Origin of the sequence: Microcoleus sp. K4-B3 (genome assembly GCF_036704615.1) — a bacterium.
Classification (GTDB): domain Bacteria; phylum Cyanobacteriota; class Cyanobacteriia; order Cyanobacteriales; family Microcoleaceae; genus Microcoleus.
Genome location: NZ_JAUBSF010000007.1, coordinates 10,326 through 25,471 on the forward strand (window position 1 = coordinate 10,326; position 15,146 = coordinate 25,471).

15 protein-coding genes are annotated in these 15,146 nt (G+C 46.9%); 6 read left to right on the forward strand and 9 right to left on the reverse strand.

Features of this window, described 5'->3' with window-relative positions; translation table 11 throughout:
• On the reverse strand, nt 1-2,090 hold a 2,090-nt coding region (locus tag QUA78_RS05610), incomplete at its 3' end, for a DUF4347 domain-containing protein (protein WP_333398648.1).
• Between the two features lie 284 nt (nt 2,091-2,374).
• Between QUA78_RS05610 and QUA78_RS05615 the strand changes: the two genes are divergently transcribed.
• A complete protein-coding gene (locus QUA78_RS05615; protein WP_333303918.1) occupies nt 2,375-3,442 on the forward strand; it encodes a TIGR03032 family protein in 1,068 nt (355 codons plus the stop codon).
• A gap of 97 nt (nt 3,443-3,539) precedes the next feature.
• Here QUA78_RS05615 and QUA78_RS05620 read toward each other — a convergent pair whose 3' ends face one another.
• Nucleotides 3,540-4,178 (reverse strand): pentapeptide repeat-containing protein, encoded by a 639-nt coding sequence (locus QUA78_RS05620; protein WP_333303917.1) that lies wholly within the window; start codon nt 4,176-4,178, stop codon nt 3,540-3,542.
• A 57-nt stretch (nt 4,179-4,235) separates the two neighbouring features.
• Between QUA78_RS05620 and QUA78_RS05625 the strand changes: the two genes are divergently transcribed.
• Nucleotides 4,236-4,796, forward strand: coding sequence for a dual specificity protein phosphatase family protein (locus tag QUA78_RS05625; protein ID WP_333303916.1), 561 nt, complete (start codon nt 4,236-4,238; stop codon nt 4,794-4,796).
• A 261-nt stretch (nt 4,797-5,057) separates the two neighbouring features.
• Here QUA78_RS05625 and blaOXA read toward each other — a convergent pair whose 3' ends face one another.
• The 4 genes from blaOXA to QUA78_RS05645 form a co-directional block, all read right to left on the reverse strand.
• Complete coding sequence (gene blaOXA / locus QUA78_RS05630; protein WP_333303914.1) at nt 5,058-5,930, reverse strand: class D beta-lactamase; 873 nt, start codon at nt 5,928-5,930, stop codon at nt 5,058-5,060.
• Nucleotides 5,931-6,081: 151 nt separating this feature from the next.
• Nucleotides 6,082-6,495, reverse strand: coding sequence for an MAPEG family protein (locus QUA78_RS05635; protein WP_333303913.1), 414 nt, complete (start codon nt 6,493-6,495; stop codon nt 6,082-6,084).
• Nucleotides 6,496-6,787: 292 nt separating this feature from the next.
• Nucleotides 6,788-7,252, reverse strand: a complete 465-nt coding sequence (locus tag QUA78_RS05640) for a DUF3037 domain-containing protein (protein ID WP_333303912.1) — start codon at nt 7,250-7,252, stop codon at nt 6,788-6,790.
• The gene (locus tag QUA78_RS05645) at nt 7,230-8,018 is read right to left on the reverse strand and encodes a HipA family kinase (RefSeq protein WP_333303911.1); all 789 of its coding nucleotides are present in this window, start codon (nt 8,016-8,018) and stop codon (nt 7,230-7,232) included. The genes QUA78_RS05640 and QUA78_RS05645 overlap by 23 nt, the downstream gene beginning before the upstream one ends.
• A 114-nt stretch (nt 8,019-8,132) precedes the next feature.
• Between QUA78_RS05645 and QUA78_RS05650 the strand changes: the two genes are divergently transcribed.
• A complete protein-coding gene (locus QUA78_RS05650; RefSeq protein ID WP_333303910.1) occupies nt 8,133-8,339 on the forward strand; it encodes a hypothetical protein in 207 nt (68 codons plus the stop codon).
• A 5-nt stretch (nt 8,340-8,344) separates the two neighbouring features.
• On the opposite strand, the gene QUA78_RS05655 is transcribed toward QUA78_RS05650, so the two are convergent.
• Nucleotides 8,345-8,917, reverse strand: coding sequence for a hypothetical protein (locus QUA78_RS05655; protein WP_333303909.1), 573 nt, complete (start codon nt 8,915-8,917; stop codon nt 8,345-8,347).
• 349 nt (nt 8,918-9,266) lie between these two features.
• Between QUA78_RS05655 and QUA78_RS05660 the strand changes: the two genes are divergently transcribed.
• Together QUA78_RS05660 and QUA78_RS05665 are read left to right on the forward strand one after the other, a co-directional pair.
• On the forward strand, nt 9,267-9,494 hold the full coding sequence (locus tag QUA78_RS05660) for a hypothetical protein (RefSeq protein ID WP_333303908.1): 228 nt from the start codon (nt 9,267-9,269) through the stop codon (nt 9,492-9,494).
• A gap of 133 nt (nt 9,495-9,627) precedes the next feature.
• The gene (locus QUA78_RS05665; RefSeq protein ID WP_333398649.1) at nt 9,628-9,990 is read left to right on the forward strand and encodes a DOPA 4,5-dioxygenase family protein; all 363 of its coding nucleotides are present in this window, start codon (nt 9,628-9,630) and stop codon (nt 9,988-9,990) included.
• A gap of 355 nt (nt 9,991-10,345) precedes the next feature.
• Here the strand turns inward: QUA78_RS05665 and QUA78_RS05670 are convergent, their stop codons facing one another.
• Both QUA78_RS05670 and rnhA read right to left on the reverse strand, forming a co-directional pair.
• A complete protein-coding gene (locus tag QUA78_RS05670; protein WP_333398664.1) occupies nt 10,346-10,477 on the reverse strand; it encodes a DUF72 domain-containing protein in 132 nt (43 codons plus the stop codon).
• Between the two features lie 461 nt (nt 10,478-10,938).
• Nucleotides 10,939-11,856, reverse strand: coding sequence for a ribonuclease HI (gene rnhA, locus QUA78_RS05675; RefSeq protein ID WP_333398650.1), 918 nt, complete (start codon nt 11,854-11,856; stop codon nt 10,939-10,941).
• Nucleotides 11,857-11,937: 81 nt separating this feature from the next.
• On the opposite strand from rnhA, the gene QUA78_RS05680 reads away from it, so the two are divergent.
• Nucleotides 11,938-15,146 (forward strand): two-partner secretion domain-containing protein (locus QUA78_RS05680; protein WP_333398651.1); only part of this gene is annotated, 3,209 nt, incomplete at its 3' end.

Sequence of the window (15,146 nt, forward strand, 5' to 3'; positions counted from 1 at the left end):
CCATCAGCATTCGGAGTCACATCAAAGGTGTAAGTTTTGGCGTCAACTGTGACAAAGTTACCGACTGTCGCATTGGCGACGGTGATATCAGTATTATCAAATCCGGTGACATTTTCACTAAATGTTGCTGTGACGATAAATGGTGCGTTGACTGTGGTTGTTGAAGTTGAGGTTAAGGCAACTGTTGGCGCTGTGACATCAGCAGTGCGAACCAGTTGAGTGGCTGCTGTATTATTATTGCCAGCGGTATCAGTTGCTTTAGCAGCAAGTACATCAACTGTGACATTACCATCAGCATTCGGAGTCACATCAAAGGTGTAAGTTTTGGCGTCAACTGTGACAAAGTTACCGACTGTCGCATTGGCTACGGTGATATCAGTATTATCAAATCCGGTGACATTTTCACTGAATGTTGCTGTGACGCTAAATGGTGCGTTGACTGGGGTTGTTGAAGTTGAGGTTAGGGCTACTGTGGGGACAACCGTGTCTATAACTATGGCTTTACTATCGGCTAAAGATTGTCCCACAGGAATAGTTAAGGTTGCATTATTTCCAGCCGGATCTTTTAAGGTTGCACCTCCGTCTAAAGTTATGGTAGTTGAGTTAAGATCCGTGGTATTTTGTCCGGCTGCTGGAGTGTAAGTACCGACAGCAGATGTGCCGGTAAAAGGTGCGATGGTAACAGTGCCGCCGGTATCTAAGGCAACTGTCATGTTACCGCTTGCTAGTGTTACCGCTTCGCTGAAGTTGACGGTGACGTTGATGTTGCCAGTGGTGTTGTAGCTGCCGTCAGCAGTAGTGGATGTGACGCTGGTAATGGTAGGCGCAACGGTATCGATTACTATGGCTTTGCTGCCGCCTATGGAGTTGGCTGTAGCTAAAGTGGGGAGGGTTAAGAAAGCGTCAAAAGCTGTAGCGATTGTTTCTTTAATTGTGCCGCCGTTGAGAGTCAGAGCATTAGTAGCGAGATATTCTAAGTCAACAGTAGAGTCTCCGGCTTGCACCGCATAGTTAAAGGTGAGGACTGTGGTGCCGCTACCGCTAGCGTAGGTGGCAAATCTGTCAGTTGTGCCTGTTTCTAGTTGCAGTTGGGGGGTGCCGCCTGCGGTATCTACAGTGACAGCAGCATCGAACGTGACGGCGATCGCGATAGTAGAACCGACACCGTAGCTGCCATCAGCGGTGGTGGCGGTGACAGCAGTAACTTTGGGGGTAGTGTTGAGCAGGATAGAGGCGTTGTTGCTGCCTGAGTTCGCCACAGCTAAGTCAGGTTTCCCGTCGCCGTTGATGTCGCCGATGCTGACGGAGACGGGATTAGTGCCAGTAGCGAAGGTGACTTGGGGGGAGAAAGTGGGGGTGGCGGCTCCGGTGGCGGTAGTGTTGAGCAGGATGGAGGCGTTGTTGCTGCCGAGGTTCGCCACAGCTAAGTCAGGTTTGCCGTCGCCGTTGATGTCGCCGATGCTGACGGAGTAGGGCTGAGTGCCAGTAGGGAAGGTGACTTGGGGGGAGAAGCCTAGTACGCCGCTGTAGGTTTTGAGCGTGGTTTCATTGAGGGCAAGTTGGGGCGCTTGCGGGGATGGGGGGATGAGTTGGGGGATGTCCCAGGTGCCACCGAGTGCGCTGTTGCCTGTAGTATTGGTGTTGGCGGCGATGTTTGCGCCTGTGAGTTGGTGCAGTTGAGCGAGGAATTGGCGGCCTGCGTCCCCGGCTGCCACGTTACATCCATATAATATGATGCTGGCGTTGGCAGTGAAACTGTTTCGCCACTGTTGCAACTGTTGGCTGTAGTTTTCGATGTTGCTGCCCTTTAGTTCTGTTGTGCCTAAGTAAAGGTTGCCAGAACTGCCGTGGGTGATGATGTGTAGGGTTTCGATGCCTGTATGTTGAGCTAGGAGTGTAGAGATTTGCTCGATGGCATCCGGCTGGCTTTCGAGGATGTAGGTTGCTGTGCCCCGTTTGATGCCAGAGGCTATGTGGTTGCTGTCGGGTAATGTGGGGTCAAGGATGACTATTTCCGTTGGTTGGTTGCTAATGTCACAAGCCTTGGGAAAAACTTTTTTTTGAGACTTAATTTGAAGGAGAGTTTTCATAGGTTTTTACTTCCACTAGAATTCTTGGTTGAGCAGCAAAGGCTCGATCGCCCGATTTGAGTTAGGAGGCGGTAATTCTACCTGGTGGCCGAGCACACGCTAGATTTTTAACTACTACTTAGTAGGATTGGAGCGCACTGTCAGTGCTTTAGTTCCCTCATGTACAAATCTTTATATATTTCTAGGTATTTTTACAGGAGTTATCAAAAGTCGAAGCGATTTACCGTGGCGCGGCGACGGGTTTATGAGATTATTGATTTTAGGCAATTACGCTCAGTGATTCTATGAATAATGACGATCGCACAAATTTCAATACAGTCCACGAACACGAGATTTTTGGCGATCGCGATTTTCCATCTTGGTTAACCTCTCAACAAATCAGCCTCGCCTGCACTACCTATCAAACCAGTAGGTTAATGTTAATTGGTGCTGTGCCAGAAACCAACAGAATCTCGGCTTTTTGGCGAATATTCGATCGCGCAATGGGGCTTTTCTGCACGCCGGAACGCCTTTATTTAAGTTCAAAATATCAACTTTGGCAATTAGATAATGTCTTAGAATCCGGTAAATTATACCAAGGATACGATAAATTATATATACCCAGAATCGGTTATACTACAGGAGATATCGACATTCACGATATCGCTGTCGATAAAAATAACCAAATCATTTTTATTAGCACTTTGTTTAATTGTATCGCTACTTTGAGCGATCGCCACAGTTGCAAACCTCTCTGGAAACCAGGTTTTATCTCACAATATATAAATGAAGACCGCTGTCACCTCAACGGTTTAGCAATGGTGTCCGGGGAACCGAAATATGTCACAGCGTCGAGTCAGTCAGATGTGGTGGATGGCTGGCGCGATCGCAGAAAAAATGGCGGTATAGTTATTGATATTGAATCTAATGATATTATCGTCACAGGATTGTCAATGCCACACTCACCCCGCTGGTATCGAGACAAGTTGTGGTTGCTGAATTCGGGGCGGGGAGAATTGGGTTATGTGGATTTAGACACAGGGAAATTTGAGGCAATTGCGTTTTGTCCCGGATATGTCCGAGGACTGGCATTTTGGCAAAATTGGGCTATTGTTGGACTGTCGAAACCGAGAGGTGGTGACAATACTTTTAGCGGTTTAGAATTGGATGAGTTGTTGCTGGCCAAGGATGCTGAGCCTCGCTGCGGTATGATGGCGATCGATTTGACGAATGGGGCGATCGTTCACTGGTTGCGGTTTGAAGGGATTGTCACGGAACTCTATGATGTGCAAGTGATTCCTCAAGTACAAAAGCCGATGGCATTGGGTTTTCAGACTGACGAAATTGCTCAGTTAATTACTTTGGAACTTTAACCGCAGATGGTGGCGGATATACGCTGATGGACGCAGATAAATGTTGACAGGATGTACCCAGGGGGTGTGAGAGAAAGTATTTAAGCGGGATTTGGTATTACTCAAAAATCGCCCCATCTAAGCTTGTTTTTCTTAAGTCTGTTCTCGCTAAATTTGCACCTCTTAAATCTGCACCTGTTAAACAAACATTGCTTAAATCTGCATAACTAAGATCGGCACCTTTCAGATTAGCCTCAGATAAATTGGCTCCTGATAAATTCGCCCTCACAAGTTGCGATTTACTCAAATTGCTGATACTCAAGTTTGCAGATGGCATCTGTGCTGCCATTAAGTTGGCTTTGCTTAAATTAGTGCCGCTGAGGTTAGCCAAATTTAATTTAGCATAACTCAAATCAATGTTTTCCAAGCAAAGTTCGCTCAATTGCGCGCATCGCAAGTTAGCATTAATAAAAAACCTGTCTCCAATCGCATAACGGCGCAGCAATTCGTCAACTGCAAGCCGAATTAAAACGGGTTCGCAAGTATTTTGGTAGCACCACGATGTCTCCAGCAAACTAGCGGCTGCTTCAATTGCTACCTTGTCCGATTTAGGGAGCACCAAACTATTGCACCCATCCCACTCACCGTTGAGCATAAATGCCATGTCAGAAGCTGCTGCTATTGAGTCGCATAGCAAAACGGTTTCTGGTTTGGGTTGCAGCCAGTTCATTAAACCGATCGAGCTGTTGTTTTTCACTGTTGATTCAGGATTTGTGCGTCTTTCTTAATTATAGGTAAAAATCTTGAAAACAGTATGCACAAATTCGCTGCGGCTTCAGAGAATGAATTAATTGTGTTTGGTGCAGCCAGACCAGGATACCGCGATGCAGAAGTTGCTCGGTGGATTGAATTTATGCAGGGGCATAATATCAAGCAAGTTTGCTGCTTGCTTGCTCAGACGCAACTCATCCGCTACTGTGACTTACTGGGAACATATCGGAAAATATTTGGGTGCGATCGAGTTTGCTGGGGGTCGATTGCAGACTTTGAATTGGTCGATCGCGATATTTTAATCGATCGCATATTGCCGTTTTTGGAATCTGCAAATAGCAAAGGCGAACGGGTGGTAGTTCACTGTTCTGGGGGGATCGGACGTACAGGACAGGTTTTGGCTGCTTGGTTAGTCAGCGGGCGGGGATTGTCTAACAAACAGGCGATCGCAGCAGTAAAAAAAACTGGCAGAAATCCCTATGAAGCAGCGATAGTAGCTTGTTTGAAAGGTCGAAACCCCTGGCTAGTCGTTGAAGAACTTAATGCTCTCTTAGATGATTGCCGCCTTGCTGCGAGAAATGATATATATAGCCTTTCTCAGTAACATGAGGTGCTCTCGATAAGCGGGCATAGGGCATAGGGCATAGGGCATAGGGCATAGGGCATAGGGCATACCTCACCAAGATTGAGAACTGCTATAGCACTATAGCAATTATATATATGGGCGAATTGCGTAAGTCCTAAAAGATTTAAAAGACTCGGCTTCCTACGATCGAACTCAGGCATCGAATAAATGGGTGTTTTGGCTCTCACCGTTAGCCCATCCGCTGGCGTTTTTGCGAATATTACAGAACAAATAACGCACTTACAGCAGCGCAAGATCCTTAAAGCAACGGCGCGTTAACTCGATTCTTGCAGGTGCGTCATTTGTGTTGCGGATGTCAATGTTTGTAGCAAAAAAGTAAACTTTTTTACCCTTTTCTAAATAACCTACATACCAGCCATTTTGAGGCTTTGTTTGTTCTCCAAACCTTGCCCAGCCTGTTTTTGCCCTAATTGTGTAATCGGGAGTTTGTTCAACAATTATGATGTCTTTCACCAGAGACAGCGATCGCTCAGAAAAGGGTAAGTCATTTTTGTAGAGACGGCGGAGAAATTGAATTTGCTCGTTGGGTGTGATTCGCAGTTCTCCTTCTAACCAGAATTTGTCAATATCGTCTTTGTTACCGATTTTTTGGTTGCCATAACCGACTTTAGCTACCCATTTTTGCATTTGCTCGTGCCCGACTCGGCGGGCGAGAACTTGGTAAAACCAAACTGCGGAAAGTTTTATGGCTTCTCTCATATTCAAGTCTCGATTCCATGCGGGAATTTGCCTTTGAATTCCATCCCAAGTTAGAACGGCAATCTCATCTGAAATTACCCCTGTTTCTAAGGAAATCAGAGAGTTGAGAATCTTAAATGTAGATGCGGGTAAAAAAGCTGTGGCGTTACGCTGCGGGTTGTGTTGATAAAGCCGATCGCTGTTCAAATCGTAAATCGCGATCGAGCCTTCAACTCCTAGTTCTTGAAAGTGCCGTCCAAAATTCATTGTCTGAGCAACATCTCCTCCGCGAGGTGGAGATTCTTGCACTGGAGGTGACACGGTTAAGGCTGATTGCGGTGGCTGAAGTAGAACAAAAGTAATGCAGCCTAATACAATTAAAATAACAGCGATCTCACGAGATATTCGGTTCATAAACTTCGATAAGTTAGCAAAATCACAGGCAGTAATATCACAGGGGCGATCGACTGGTAAGGTGCGTCTGACTTACGCTGTGTAAGAAACAATTAAGGTTTGCCCCTGACGCACCCTACTATATAGAGGTTGCAATTGCGTATTTTCTCAACTATAAAACTGCCATAATAGTTAAGGCGACCAAGCAGCTTAACTGAATTACTAAGCTGAACAACCGAAACTTTGGATCGAGGCCAGCGATGTGAATCGCTGAATGTACGAGCCGAAATAGAATGTACACAACAATCAGCAAATCTACTGCTGTTCCTGAAACACCCCTAACTGTTAGAAGAAAAACAACTCCCAAATACAAAGGCAGGTTTTCTATCAAGTTGGATTGTACTCGAAATAGTCGCCAAAGCAAGCTGTCGTCGTTTTGTGTGCCGAAATCTTTTACAGATCCGCCCGCAGATAGATGCCGAATCCTGACTGTTAGCAGCAGGATAACAACCGCGATCGTCCACAGGATGAAAATTGTTAAACCCCAGAGAGGGAAGGTCATATTTGTCTGTTCAATTTGCATCATCTTTCTACCTTGCGAAACTGCTGCTAAGACTTAGAAAAGTTATCGGTCAAGACTCTTGTTCTGGCGTTTTCATTTTTAGCTAAAACAGCTTGAGGATGCTTCTATTCTCGCTGTTTTCGGAGCCGACCAAGCTCAAAGTAGCATCTAACTGAGATATTTTACCATTCTCAATTACTTGTTTAGGAACAGGCAAGATGCCTGTGAAGCGAGAAAACTCATTCTTTGTGGAACGGGCTCTCCGGCCCGTTCTTGACAATGGTGCAAGATATCATATCTAACCGACAAGCTGACGCTAACTAGAGTGCGATCGCATCTCCTGAGTGTCAATTCCAGCGGCTAGCAACCGAGCGTTTACAGATGGTTTTCGGCAAGACGATCGCACCATTGTATCGAGCAAGTGTTCGATCGCACCCGGTAGATTCTGGCAAAAACCAGTGTGTACCCGCGATGTCTGAACGATCGTGCTGCGGGGTGCTACGAGCCAGTGAAAGCGCTCTCTGTGGGGAAGTTGACCGATCGCGCCAGATTCCTTGCCGCCCGCACAAATGATGGGAATGACTGCTAGGTGATTGCGAATCATTTCCAGATCCAACGTTGAGTCGATCGCCATCAAGCGCTGTTCATCAATTTCGATACGGGCTTCGAGGAATTTTTTCGTACCGCAAGAAACGATCGCCCCGACGTTGATAAACTCCTCGCGCTCGACTTTGGGAACGATGCGGATAATGGCATAATCATAAAGAAATCGATCGGGCACTAATCGCCTCCTCCAAAAAAATATGTGGTGATTCTAGCCGATTTAGCAGGTACTCGATATAAGCATCCCGATGTTGGTTGCTATCGCTGAAAGGAGAATCTCCCACCAGCCAAGTATCAGGAATTAGTTTAACAATGTTGCGAATGATGTCCGGGGTTAGCGTTTGAGTCATCTTTGAATTTGCCGCTTCCAGCGTACTGGCAAAACGCAGCAAAACGTGGTCTTTGATAGGCGGAAAACGATCGCGGCTGCGCGAGAGATAATCTTTCCAGGTGTGGTGGAAGTAGAGGGCTGCACCGTGATCGATCAGCCAAAGCCGGCGGTGCCATACCAGCATATTTGCATTGCGCGGCGTGCGATCGATGTTGGTCACAAAAGCATCGAACCAGACGATTTCTGAGGCCAGATCCGCCTCGGACTTCCCCGCTATCGGGTCAAAGGTGATGGAGCCCGGGAGATAGTCGAGGGCGAGGTTGAGGCCAGCACTTGCTCGGATCAAATCTTGAATTTCCGGGTCAGGCTCAGTGCGAGCCAGTTCGGGATCGAGTTCAACAAAGACGAGTTCGGGGATTGGGAGCCCGGAGGCGCGAGCAATCTCTCCCGCCACTAGCTCCGCGATCAGAGATTTTGCTCCCTGGCCCGCACCGCGAAATTTGAGCAGGTACATACCATCATCATCTGCTTCGACGATCGCCGGCAGCGATCCGCCCTCGCGCAAGGGAGTGACATACCTGGTAGCAGTAACTGTTCGCAAGCTGGGACTCATGCTATTTTCGATTTTCGATGGGAAATCACTGATTTTATGAGGGTTTGGAGCACGGGCTTACAGTTGGATTCTTTTTTTTAACTGGGACTGATGTTAAGTAGTCTCTAATTATTTTTGCATCTGTTGGCTATTGCGGGCGATCGAAATCGAGATTTCCAGGATTGGGCGATCGACTACAAAGCGTTTAATTACCCCATCGGCACGCTGACCGAGTATTTCGTGTTTCTCGATGCCAAGCTTGTTCTGAATGATTTGTACGAGATGGAACCCAAAGTGCTGTCGGCTGTTGAGGTGGATGTCACAGGATTAAGAGTTTTTTGAGCCTATTACGAACAGCCTTCTATATACTCAACTTCAGGAAGTTTACCCGAACGGAACCTATCTACACGATTTTTGCTAGTCTCAAAAATTAGGCGGTAGTTTTTATCAACCGCATCTTTAGGGACGAAAGTTAGATATTTTCCATTGTCAGGTGGGCGGCTTACATAAGGATGAGGTGTTGCTTTAATTTGCCCTGGATATAAAGATAAAATTCGGTTTTCATTATCCCCGATTCTAGCTCCTTTGATGGTGGTAATGCGCTTGCTGCTAATATCCACTCTGGCAATGCGGCCCTTTGTTACCATAAAGCTAATTCCCTTTGGCTCTCCTTTTGGTTGAACGTAGGAGCACTGATACTCGTCAAGACCACCACTCCCAATTCTAATTAATCTAATCCCAGCAGATTGTGACGCTTCATCAACTGTCATACCTACCAGAATTGGCCCTATTCCATTAATTGCTAGTTTCGATCGCTCTGTGAGTTTCGCTTGAGCGCTAACTGATGTTACCAAAATCAAAAAAATGACTGCTGTGCCAATTAGTAAGGCGACCAACTTTGAACTGTTTAACTTTCGCATTGAGTGCTATTCCTCCTTGATATCTGTAAACATTTATCTAATTATTATGCTGTTATCTGAATATCGTTCGCCAGTATACTAATTTATTTTGTATTTGTACGCAGGAAATAGTCGGCTGACTTTTGCTCGATCGATTCTCCCGTTCTGCCTTAGAAATCTGTTTTTAGGTTGCGAGATGCCGCCCATAGCTTATATCAAATCCGCGCTTCATCGTCGGGCGTAAAATCGAGTGAACAGTCAACACTCAACCATCATTCAGTTTTTCGACTGACAGTTAACAGCCAACAGTCAACAGTCACAGGAAACAAAGGTTGGCTCAACTCTCCCGGCTAGTGCAGGGACTACAACAATGCCCAGTGCTAGAATGGGTAAGAAAGCAGACAATTTGTTCGAGTTTTTATTCAGAGTTAACATAAGTTCGGGAAGGAAGCGAGTGTCAAGCTTGGCGGATTCTCTTGTCACCATGACTAATCTATTACCAAACTTGTTGCCGATCGCCGCCAACACCCAGATTTTGGGAGAACCCAACCCAAACCCCAACCCGCCAGCCATGCCCCAAATCCCGAAGAGTGCGTAGGCGTAAGCCGGGGCGGAGCCATCGCTGCCTCTTGTATGCCCGCAACTCACACCTCCTAAGTGGTTTTCACCAAGTTAGCCTGAAATTAACAGCCGTTTTGTGCAGATGTCCGCTCAATACCCCACTGAAAATGATGAAAGAAGACACTATCGAAATTGTTGGTTTTCACGCACATATTTACTTCAACGCTGATAATCGCGATGTCGCAGCGCGTGTACGCGAAGGATTGAGTCAGTTTGAGGTGCAGCTCGGGCGCTGGCATGACAAACCCATTGGCCCCCACCCCCAAGCGATGTATCAAGTTGCATTTTTACCCTCGCAATTTGGCAAAGTCGTTCCTTGGTTAATGCTGCATCGCGAGGGGTTAGATATTCTCGTCCATCCCGAAACAGGCGACGATCTGGCAGACCATACCAAACATTCTTTGTGGCTGGGACAGAAATTAGCGTTGAATGTCGAATTCCTGCGACCTAGAACAACCAACGCCAGCTTGTGATCGATCGCGCGCCAGGCGAAAATGGTGATCCTGATATCAACTCCGCTAGCATCGGAATTGTAAAATCGAATCAACAGTCAATACTCAACTATCATTCAGTTTTTCGACCCCGAGTTAACAGTCAACAGTCAACAGTCAACAATAATTCCGGTGCAACCGGAATTGATATGACAGCTACTATGGGGATTTGATGTTGGGTAGAAGTGACTACCAAAACGCTTGCGAGCGGGCAAATGCTAAGTGCAGGGAATTGAACCAACCAAAAACGCAGTCGGCCAACTAATTTAGCTTCAAGGAACTGCGAAGCATTTTTGAATGCGCCCAAAAGAATGGGAACGCTCTCAATCTTCGCTTGTCAGGAACTACCGTTTTGCACAAAAGTTTTTAGCTTTGAAGCGTTCCGAACTGCATTTCCCTCTCCGTCGTTGTTGAAGTAGACGAACACGCTTCGCCCCTGACTTTCCCACTCCTGGATGCGATCGGCAATCTATAGTTTAAGTGGGCGACTACCTCCGCTTTTGATGATGCTAAGAAATAGAATGCTCTTGAACTTTTTTCTTGTGGTTATGCCGATTCTCAGCCTGAGTAATTAGTTTTAGGAGTTAGTCATAGTCTAGACCCAATAGCCTCGTGGTTTCTGAGGGATGTTTTTCTATGTGTTCCCGAAGTGGACTGATGAAAGTTAAAGGAAAATTGTCTGATAATATTGAAGCATCCCCCTCCTAGTTTATTTGTGGGAAATGTCTAATAGGGAAACCGCAGATGCAAGGCAGATAATTTCCAGAGAGGAGAGCGAATGCCTACAATTCAAATCTAATGACTGATGACTTATGACTGATGACTAAAAGGACACAACAATGTTGTGTCCCTACGGAATTTTGACAAATCTTGCTTTGAGACAGTCATTAGTCATCAGTTATGAATCAACTAATAACTAATGACTAACCACTAATCAGTTGTACTAACGTGGTCGATTCTCTCTAATTGCCAGAGGATTTGGTTGCCCTCGCGGCGCACGCGAGAAACTACCCAATTTCGCCAAACCCAGTTGTCTCCGCGACTGGTGACAGCGCTGGCATTTACATCCATCAAATCAGCCAGTTCAGAACTGGTAATCAAGTAGCCTTTCGTCGCAACCTCGTCGGCGATGTGCAACGTTTCGATCAGATTGCGGAGTTCCTGAACCCTCACCTCGCGGGGCAAGTTCTCCAGGGTATCGGCAGTTGAATCCATCATGGTAGAGTTGGAGCTCGGAAGGTCAGAAGTTATGACATAGGATTCTATCGTTTTGTTACCAGTTGTGTCCGTTTCTTCCCAAACAATTGTGTTTTCCGAACCTAGGGGCGGTGTAGCCGCGCTGGCAAAAGTGCCCGCCTGAGTCTCGCCTGCGGTTGGTTTCTGCTGTTGCAGTTCGGGAGTGAGATTGTGCGAGAAGCTGCGGGCGATTTCATCGCATCTGTCGTTGTAGAAGTCGCCGGAGTGGCCGCGCACGTGTTCCCACTTGACTTGCCGGGAATTCAGCCTGTCTAGCAAGTGCCAGAGGTCTTGGTTGACGACATCTTTGCCCGTCGAGGTTTTCCAGCCTTTATTTTTCCAGCCTTGAATCCATTTGGTGATGCCGTTTTTAACGTATTCGCTGTCGGTGTAAACGGTGACTGGTTCGGTTTGACCGGAATTGGCAAAAAATTCGAGGGCAGCGACTGCAGCCTGCATTTCCATGCGGTTGTTGGTGGTTTGGGGGTCTGCACCTCCGAGTTCGTGACACTTGCCGTCGGCGAAGCAAACTACTGCACCCCAGCCGCCGGGACCTGGGTTGCCGGAACAAGCGCCGTCTGTGTAGAGGCTTTGGATTTGGGGAATTGTCATGAGCGAATTAATTTGTTATTTAGAGGTAAGTTGTTTGCAAGTGCCATAATTAAGGCAATTGCGATAGTTTTACTTGCTGCTATGAAAAATGCCAACTTAAAGATTAAAAAGGTTGCGCTATTTATTTGTCCGTTTTCTTTGTTAATTTTTAATACTTTCGCGCAAGCACAGCCCATAGTGCCTGCAGCAGACGGTACGGGCACTGCTGTCACCCGCAGCGGCAACCGCTACGATATCAACGGCGGCAGTTTGTCGGGAGACGGGGCGAATCTTTTTCACAGTTTTGGGCAGTTCGGCTTGAATGAAGGTCAAATTGCTAATTTTCTGACTAATTCGGCTATTCAAAATATATTAGCTCGAATTGCTGGCGGGGACGCTTCGCTAATTAACGGTTTAATTACTGTCACGGGCGGCAATTCTAATCTGTTTCTAATTAATCCTGCGGGGATTGTGTTTGGCCCGAACGCGAGTTTGAATGTGCCGGCGGCTTTTACTGCTACTACTGCTACTGGTGTCGGTTTTGGTTCTAATTGGTTTAATGCTGCGGGTACAAATAATTTGAGCGATTTGGTTGGTACGCCAAATGCTTTTTATTTTGGTGCGACTGTACCGGGAAGTATTGTTAATGCTGGCAATTTAGCTGTGACTCCGGGGCAAAATTTGGCTTTGCTTGGCGGTACGGTTGTTAGTACCGGACAGTTGTCGGCCCCGGGCGGGCAAATTACTGTTGCTGCTGTTCCGGGAGATAATATTTTGCGCATTAGTCAACCGGGGCATTTGTTGAGTTTGGAAATAGCAACGGGCGGGAATTTTGGAAATTCTCAACAGACTTTAAATCCTGTTTCTTTGCCGCAGTTGCTGACAGGTACTGGGCAAAATCAGGCGGCGGGTGTTGCGGTTGCGGATGACGGTTCTGTGCGGCTTGTGGGTTCTGGTTTGCAGGTGAATTCTGGGGATGTGGCGATTTCTGCTAATATTTCTCAGCTTCCGCAGTTGAATGCGGGAAGTGCGAATTTATGGGCTGCGGGAAATCTCACGTTAGCGGGCCCTAGCCTGCAAACTACGGGGGATTTGAGTTTGCTGGGTCGGGATGCGGTGCGGGTCAGGGACAGCGCCCAGAATCCTTTTTTGGCGCGGGCTGGGGGGAATTTATACATTCAGGCCGATCGCACGATCGACATTCTCACTCAAAATGCGATCGGCGGCTTGTCTCTTCCCGCGCAATTCCAAAGCGGCGGAAATTTGAGTTTAGTTAGCAACGGCGTTATTTCGGGGGATTCTCACTTTGTTTCGGGGGGCAATTTTTCGGTGCGGAATCTCTCGGGAATGCCGGGAAACTTTGTCAGTTTATTTGATCCGATTATCAGTTCGGAAGGAGATGTTTTCTTTGGAGATTATATCGGTGTTTCGCTGAAAATCGAGGCGAAGGGGAGCATTGTTGCCGAGGATATTACAATTACCGGCCCCGATATTGCATTGGGTAGGGAAAATGTGAATCCCGACGATCCAGATCTTGCTATTTTAACCAGCAGTCCGGCCTTAATTCTGCGGGCTGGAGTGGCAAATCTGGCAAATTCTGCTAATCCTGATACTGACAGTTTAGGTGAAGATGCAATATTTATAGATTCATCATTATCGAGCAATTTGATTTCTGTTGACAATATTTCTGCAGGCGGGCCGGTGATTTTGTCAGCGCTGGGAAATATCGCAACTAGAGATATTAACGGCGGTCAAATTAGTCTAGAAAGCAGGGAAGGGGCAGTGATAGTCGGGGGCAGATTGATATCGAGTTCGACTATTAATATTCAAGCTCTCAACAATATTGTATTGACAAATGAGATTTCTCGTGCAGATATCAACGGCAGTATTAATCTGAATACTTTTGGGGGCAATATACAAACGAGGTCGATCGATACTGGGACTTCCGGGGCGATCGACATCACAGCATCGGGCAACGTGAATTCAGGGGAATTGCGGGGTATTTCGGTGAATGTGAACAGCAATTTGGGGAATCTGGGAATTGGCATCGGTGGCAACAGTACAGCTACTGAGAATATTACTTTGAGAGCTTCGGGCGACTTAAATGCAGGCAATCTCACCGCTGCGACGGTCACTGCTAGTAGCATTAATGGGACTGTTAATACGGGAGCGATCGCTACTACCGGAGATGTCAGAATTTTAGCAGGACAGCAAATCAGCACAGGGCCAATAACTGTTAATCCTGCCGCCAGAGATCGAGTTAATCCCTTCATTCCTACAGTCAATCTGGATGCCGAAAATATTAGTGTTGCTGCCATGAATGCTCCCGTGGCAACGATTGCTTTGAGATCGACCAACAACTTAAATGCAGGGAGTTTGCTGGGGGGAGCAGTCGAGATCGATAGCGATCTGGGAAATATTGCGATCGGTAATACTACATCTCTTGGGAATATAAATATAATAGCTTCTGAAAATGTAAACTCAGGGGATTTGCTGGGAACAAGAGTTAATGTCAATAGCACTTCGGGAATCATTAATATTGGCAGCGCTACAGCAACAGAAAATACTGTCAATATAACAGGGCAGCTCGATGTGAATTCAGGGGATTTGCGGGGAGTTGGAGTTAATGTAAATAGCAATGCGGGAAGGATTAATATTGGCAATACCGACGCCACAACAGGAAATGTCAAGTTAACAGGGCCGCTCGATGTGGATTCAGGGGATTTGCGGGGAGTTGCAGTTGATGTCACTAGCAGCAGGGGAACTGTCAGCACTGGCAATATAAATGCTGCTGAAAGTGTCGGAATTTTAGCGGGAAACGAAATCGCAGTTGGGCGAATAAATGTTAATCCTGTTGTTAGGGTCGATCGCACTTCTACAGTAAATCTTAACGCTCAAAATGATATTAGCATTGCATCGATCGATGCTCCGGGCGGTAAGGTTGAGATCGCAACTCCGGGTTTAGTTCGAGTGACGGGTACTTTTGACCAAAACGGCACTCCTGTTAGCATCTCGACTCTTGGCGACACTCAACCCGGTACAGTTACGATCGCCCACGGGGGCGGCGATGTCAATCCCCCGACGGCTTTTGTGGTGGGAGATGCGACGGCTAACGGTACTGCTGGGGCGATCGCCAGCAATGCTTTGGGTACTATTACTCAGGGGCAATCTTTCATAAATTCTTACACTCAAGGCAATAGTGCGATCGTCACTACCAATCAACCAACAACTCCACCCGGTACAACTCCACCCGGTACAACTCCACCCGGTACAACTCCACCCGGTACAACTCCACCCGGTACAACTCCACC

Coding starts and splice junctions, on each gene's coding strand:
- QUA78_RS05615 (WP_333303918.1), top strand. CDS start 2,375: ATGAATAATGACGATCGCACAAATTTCAATACAGTCCACGAACACGAG.
- QUA78_RS05625 (WP_333303916.1), top strand. CDS start 4,236: ATGCACAAATTCGCTGCGGCTTCAGAGAATGAATTAATTGTGTTTGGT.
- blaOXA (WP_333303914.1), bottom strand. CDS start 5,930: ATGAACCGAATATCTCGTGAGATCGCTGTTATTTTAATTGTATTAGGC.
- QUA78_RS05635 (WP_333303913.1), bottom strand. CDS start 6,495: ATGATGCAAATTGAACAGACAAATATGACCTTCCCTCTCTGGGGTTTA.
- QUA78_RS05645 (WP_333303911.1), bottom strand. CDS start 8,018: ATGAGTCCCAGCTTGCGAACAGTTACTGCTACCAGGTATGTCACTCCC.
- QUA78_RS05655 (WP_333303909.1), bottom strand. CDS start 8,917: ATGCGAAAGTTAAACAGTTCAAAGTTGGTCGCCTTACTAATTGGCACA.
- QUA78_RS05660 (WP_333303908.1), top strand. CDS start 9,267: ATGCCCAGTGCTAGAATGGGTAAGAAAGCAGACAATTTGTTCGAGTTT.
- QUA78_RS05665 (WP_333398649.1), top strand. CDS start 9,628: ATGAAAGAAGACACTATCGAAATTGTTGGTTTTCACGCACATATTTAC.
- rnhA (WP_333398650.1), bottom strand. CDS start 11,856: ATGACAATTCCCCAAATCCAAAGCCTCTACACAGACGGCGCTTGTTCC.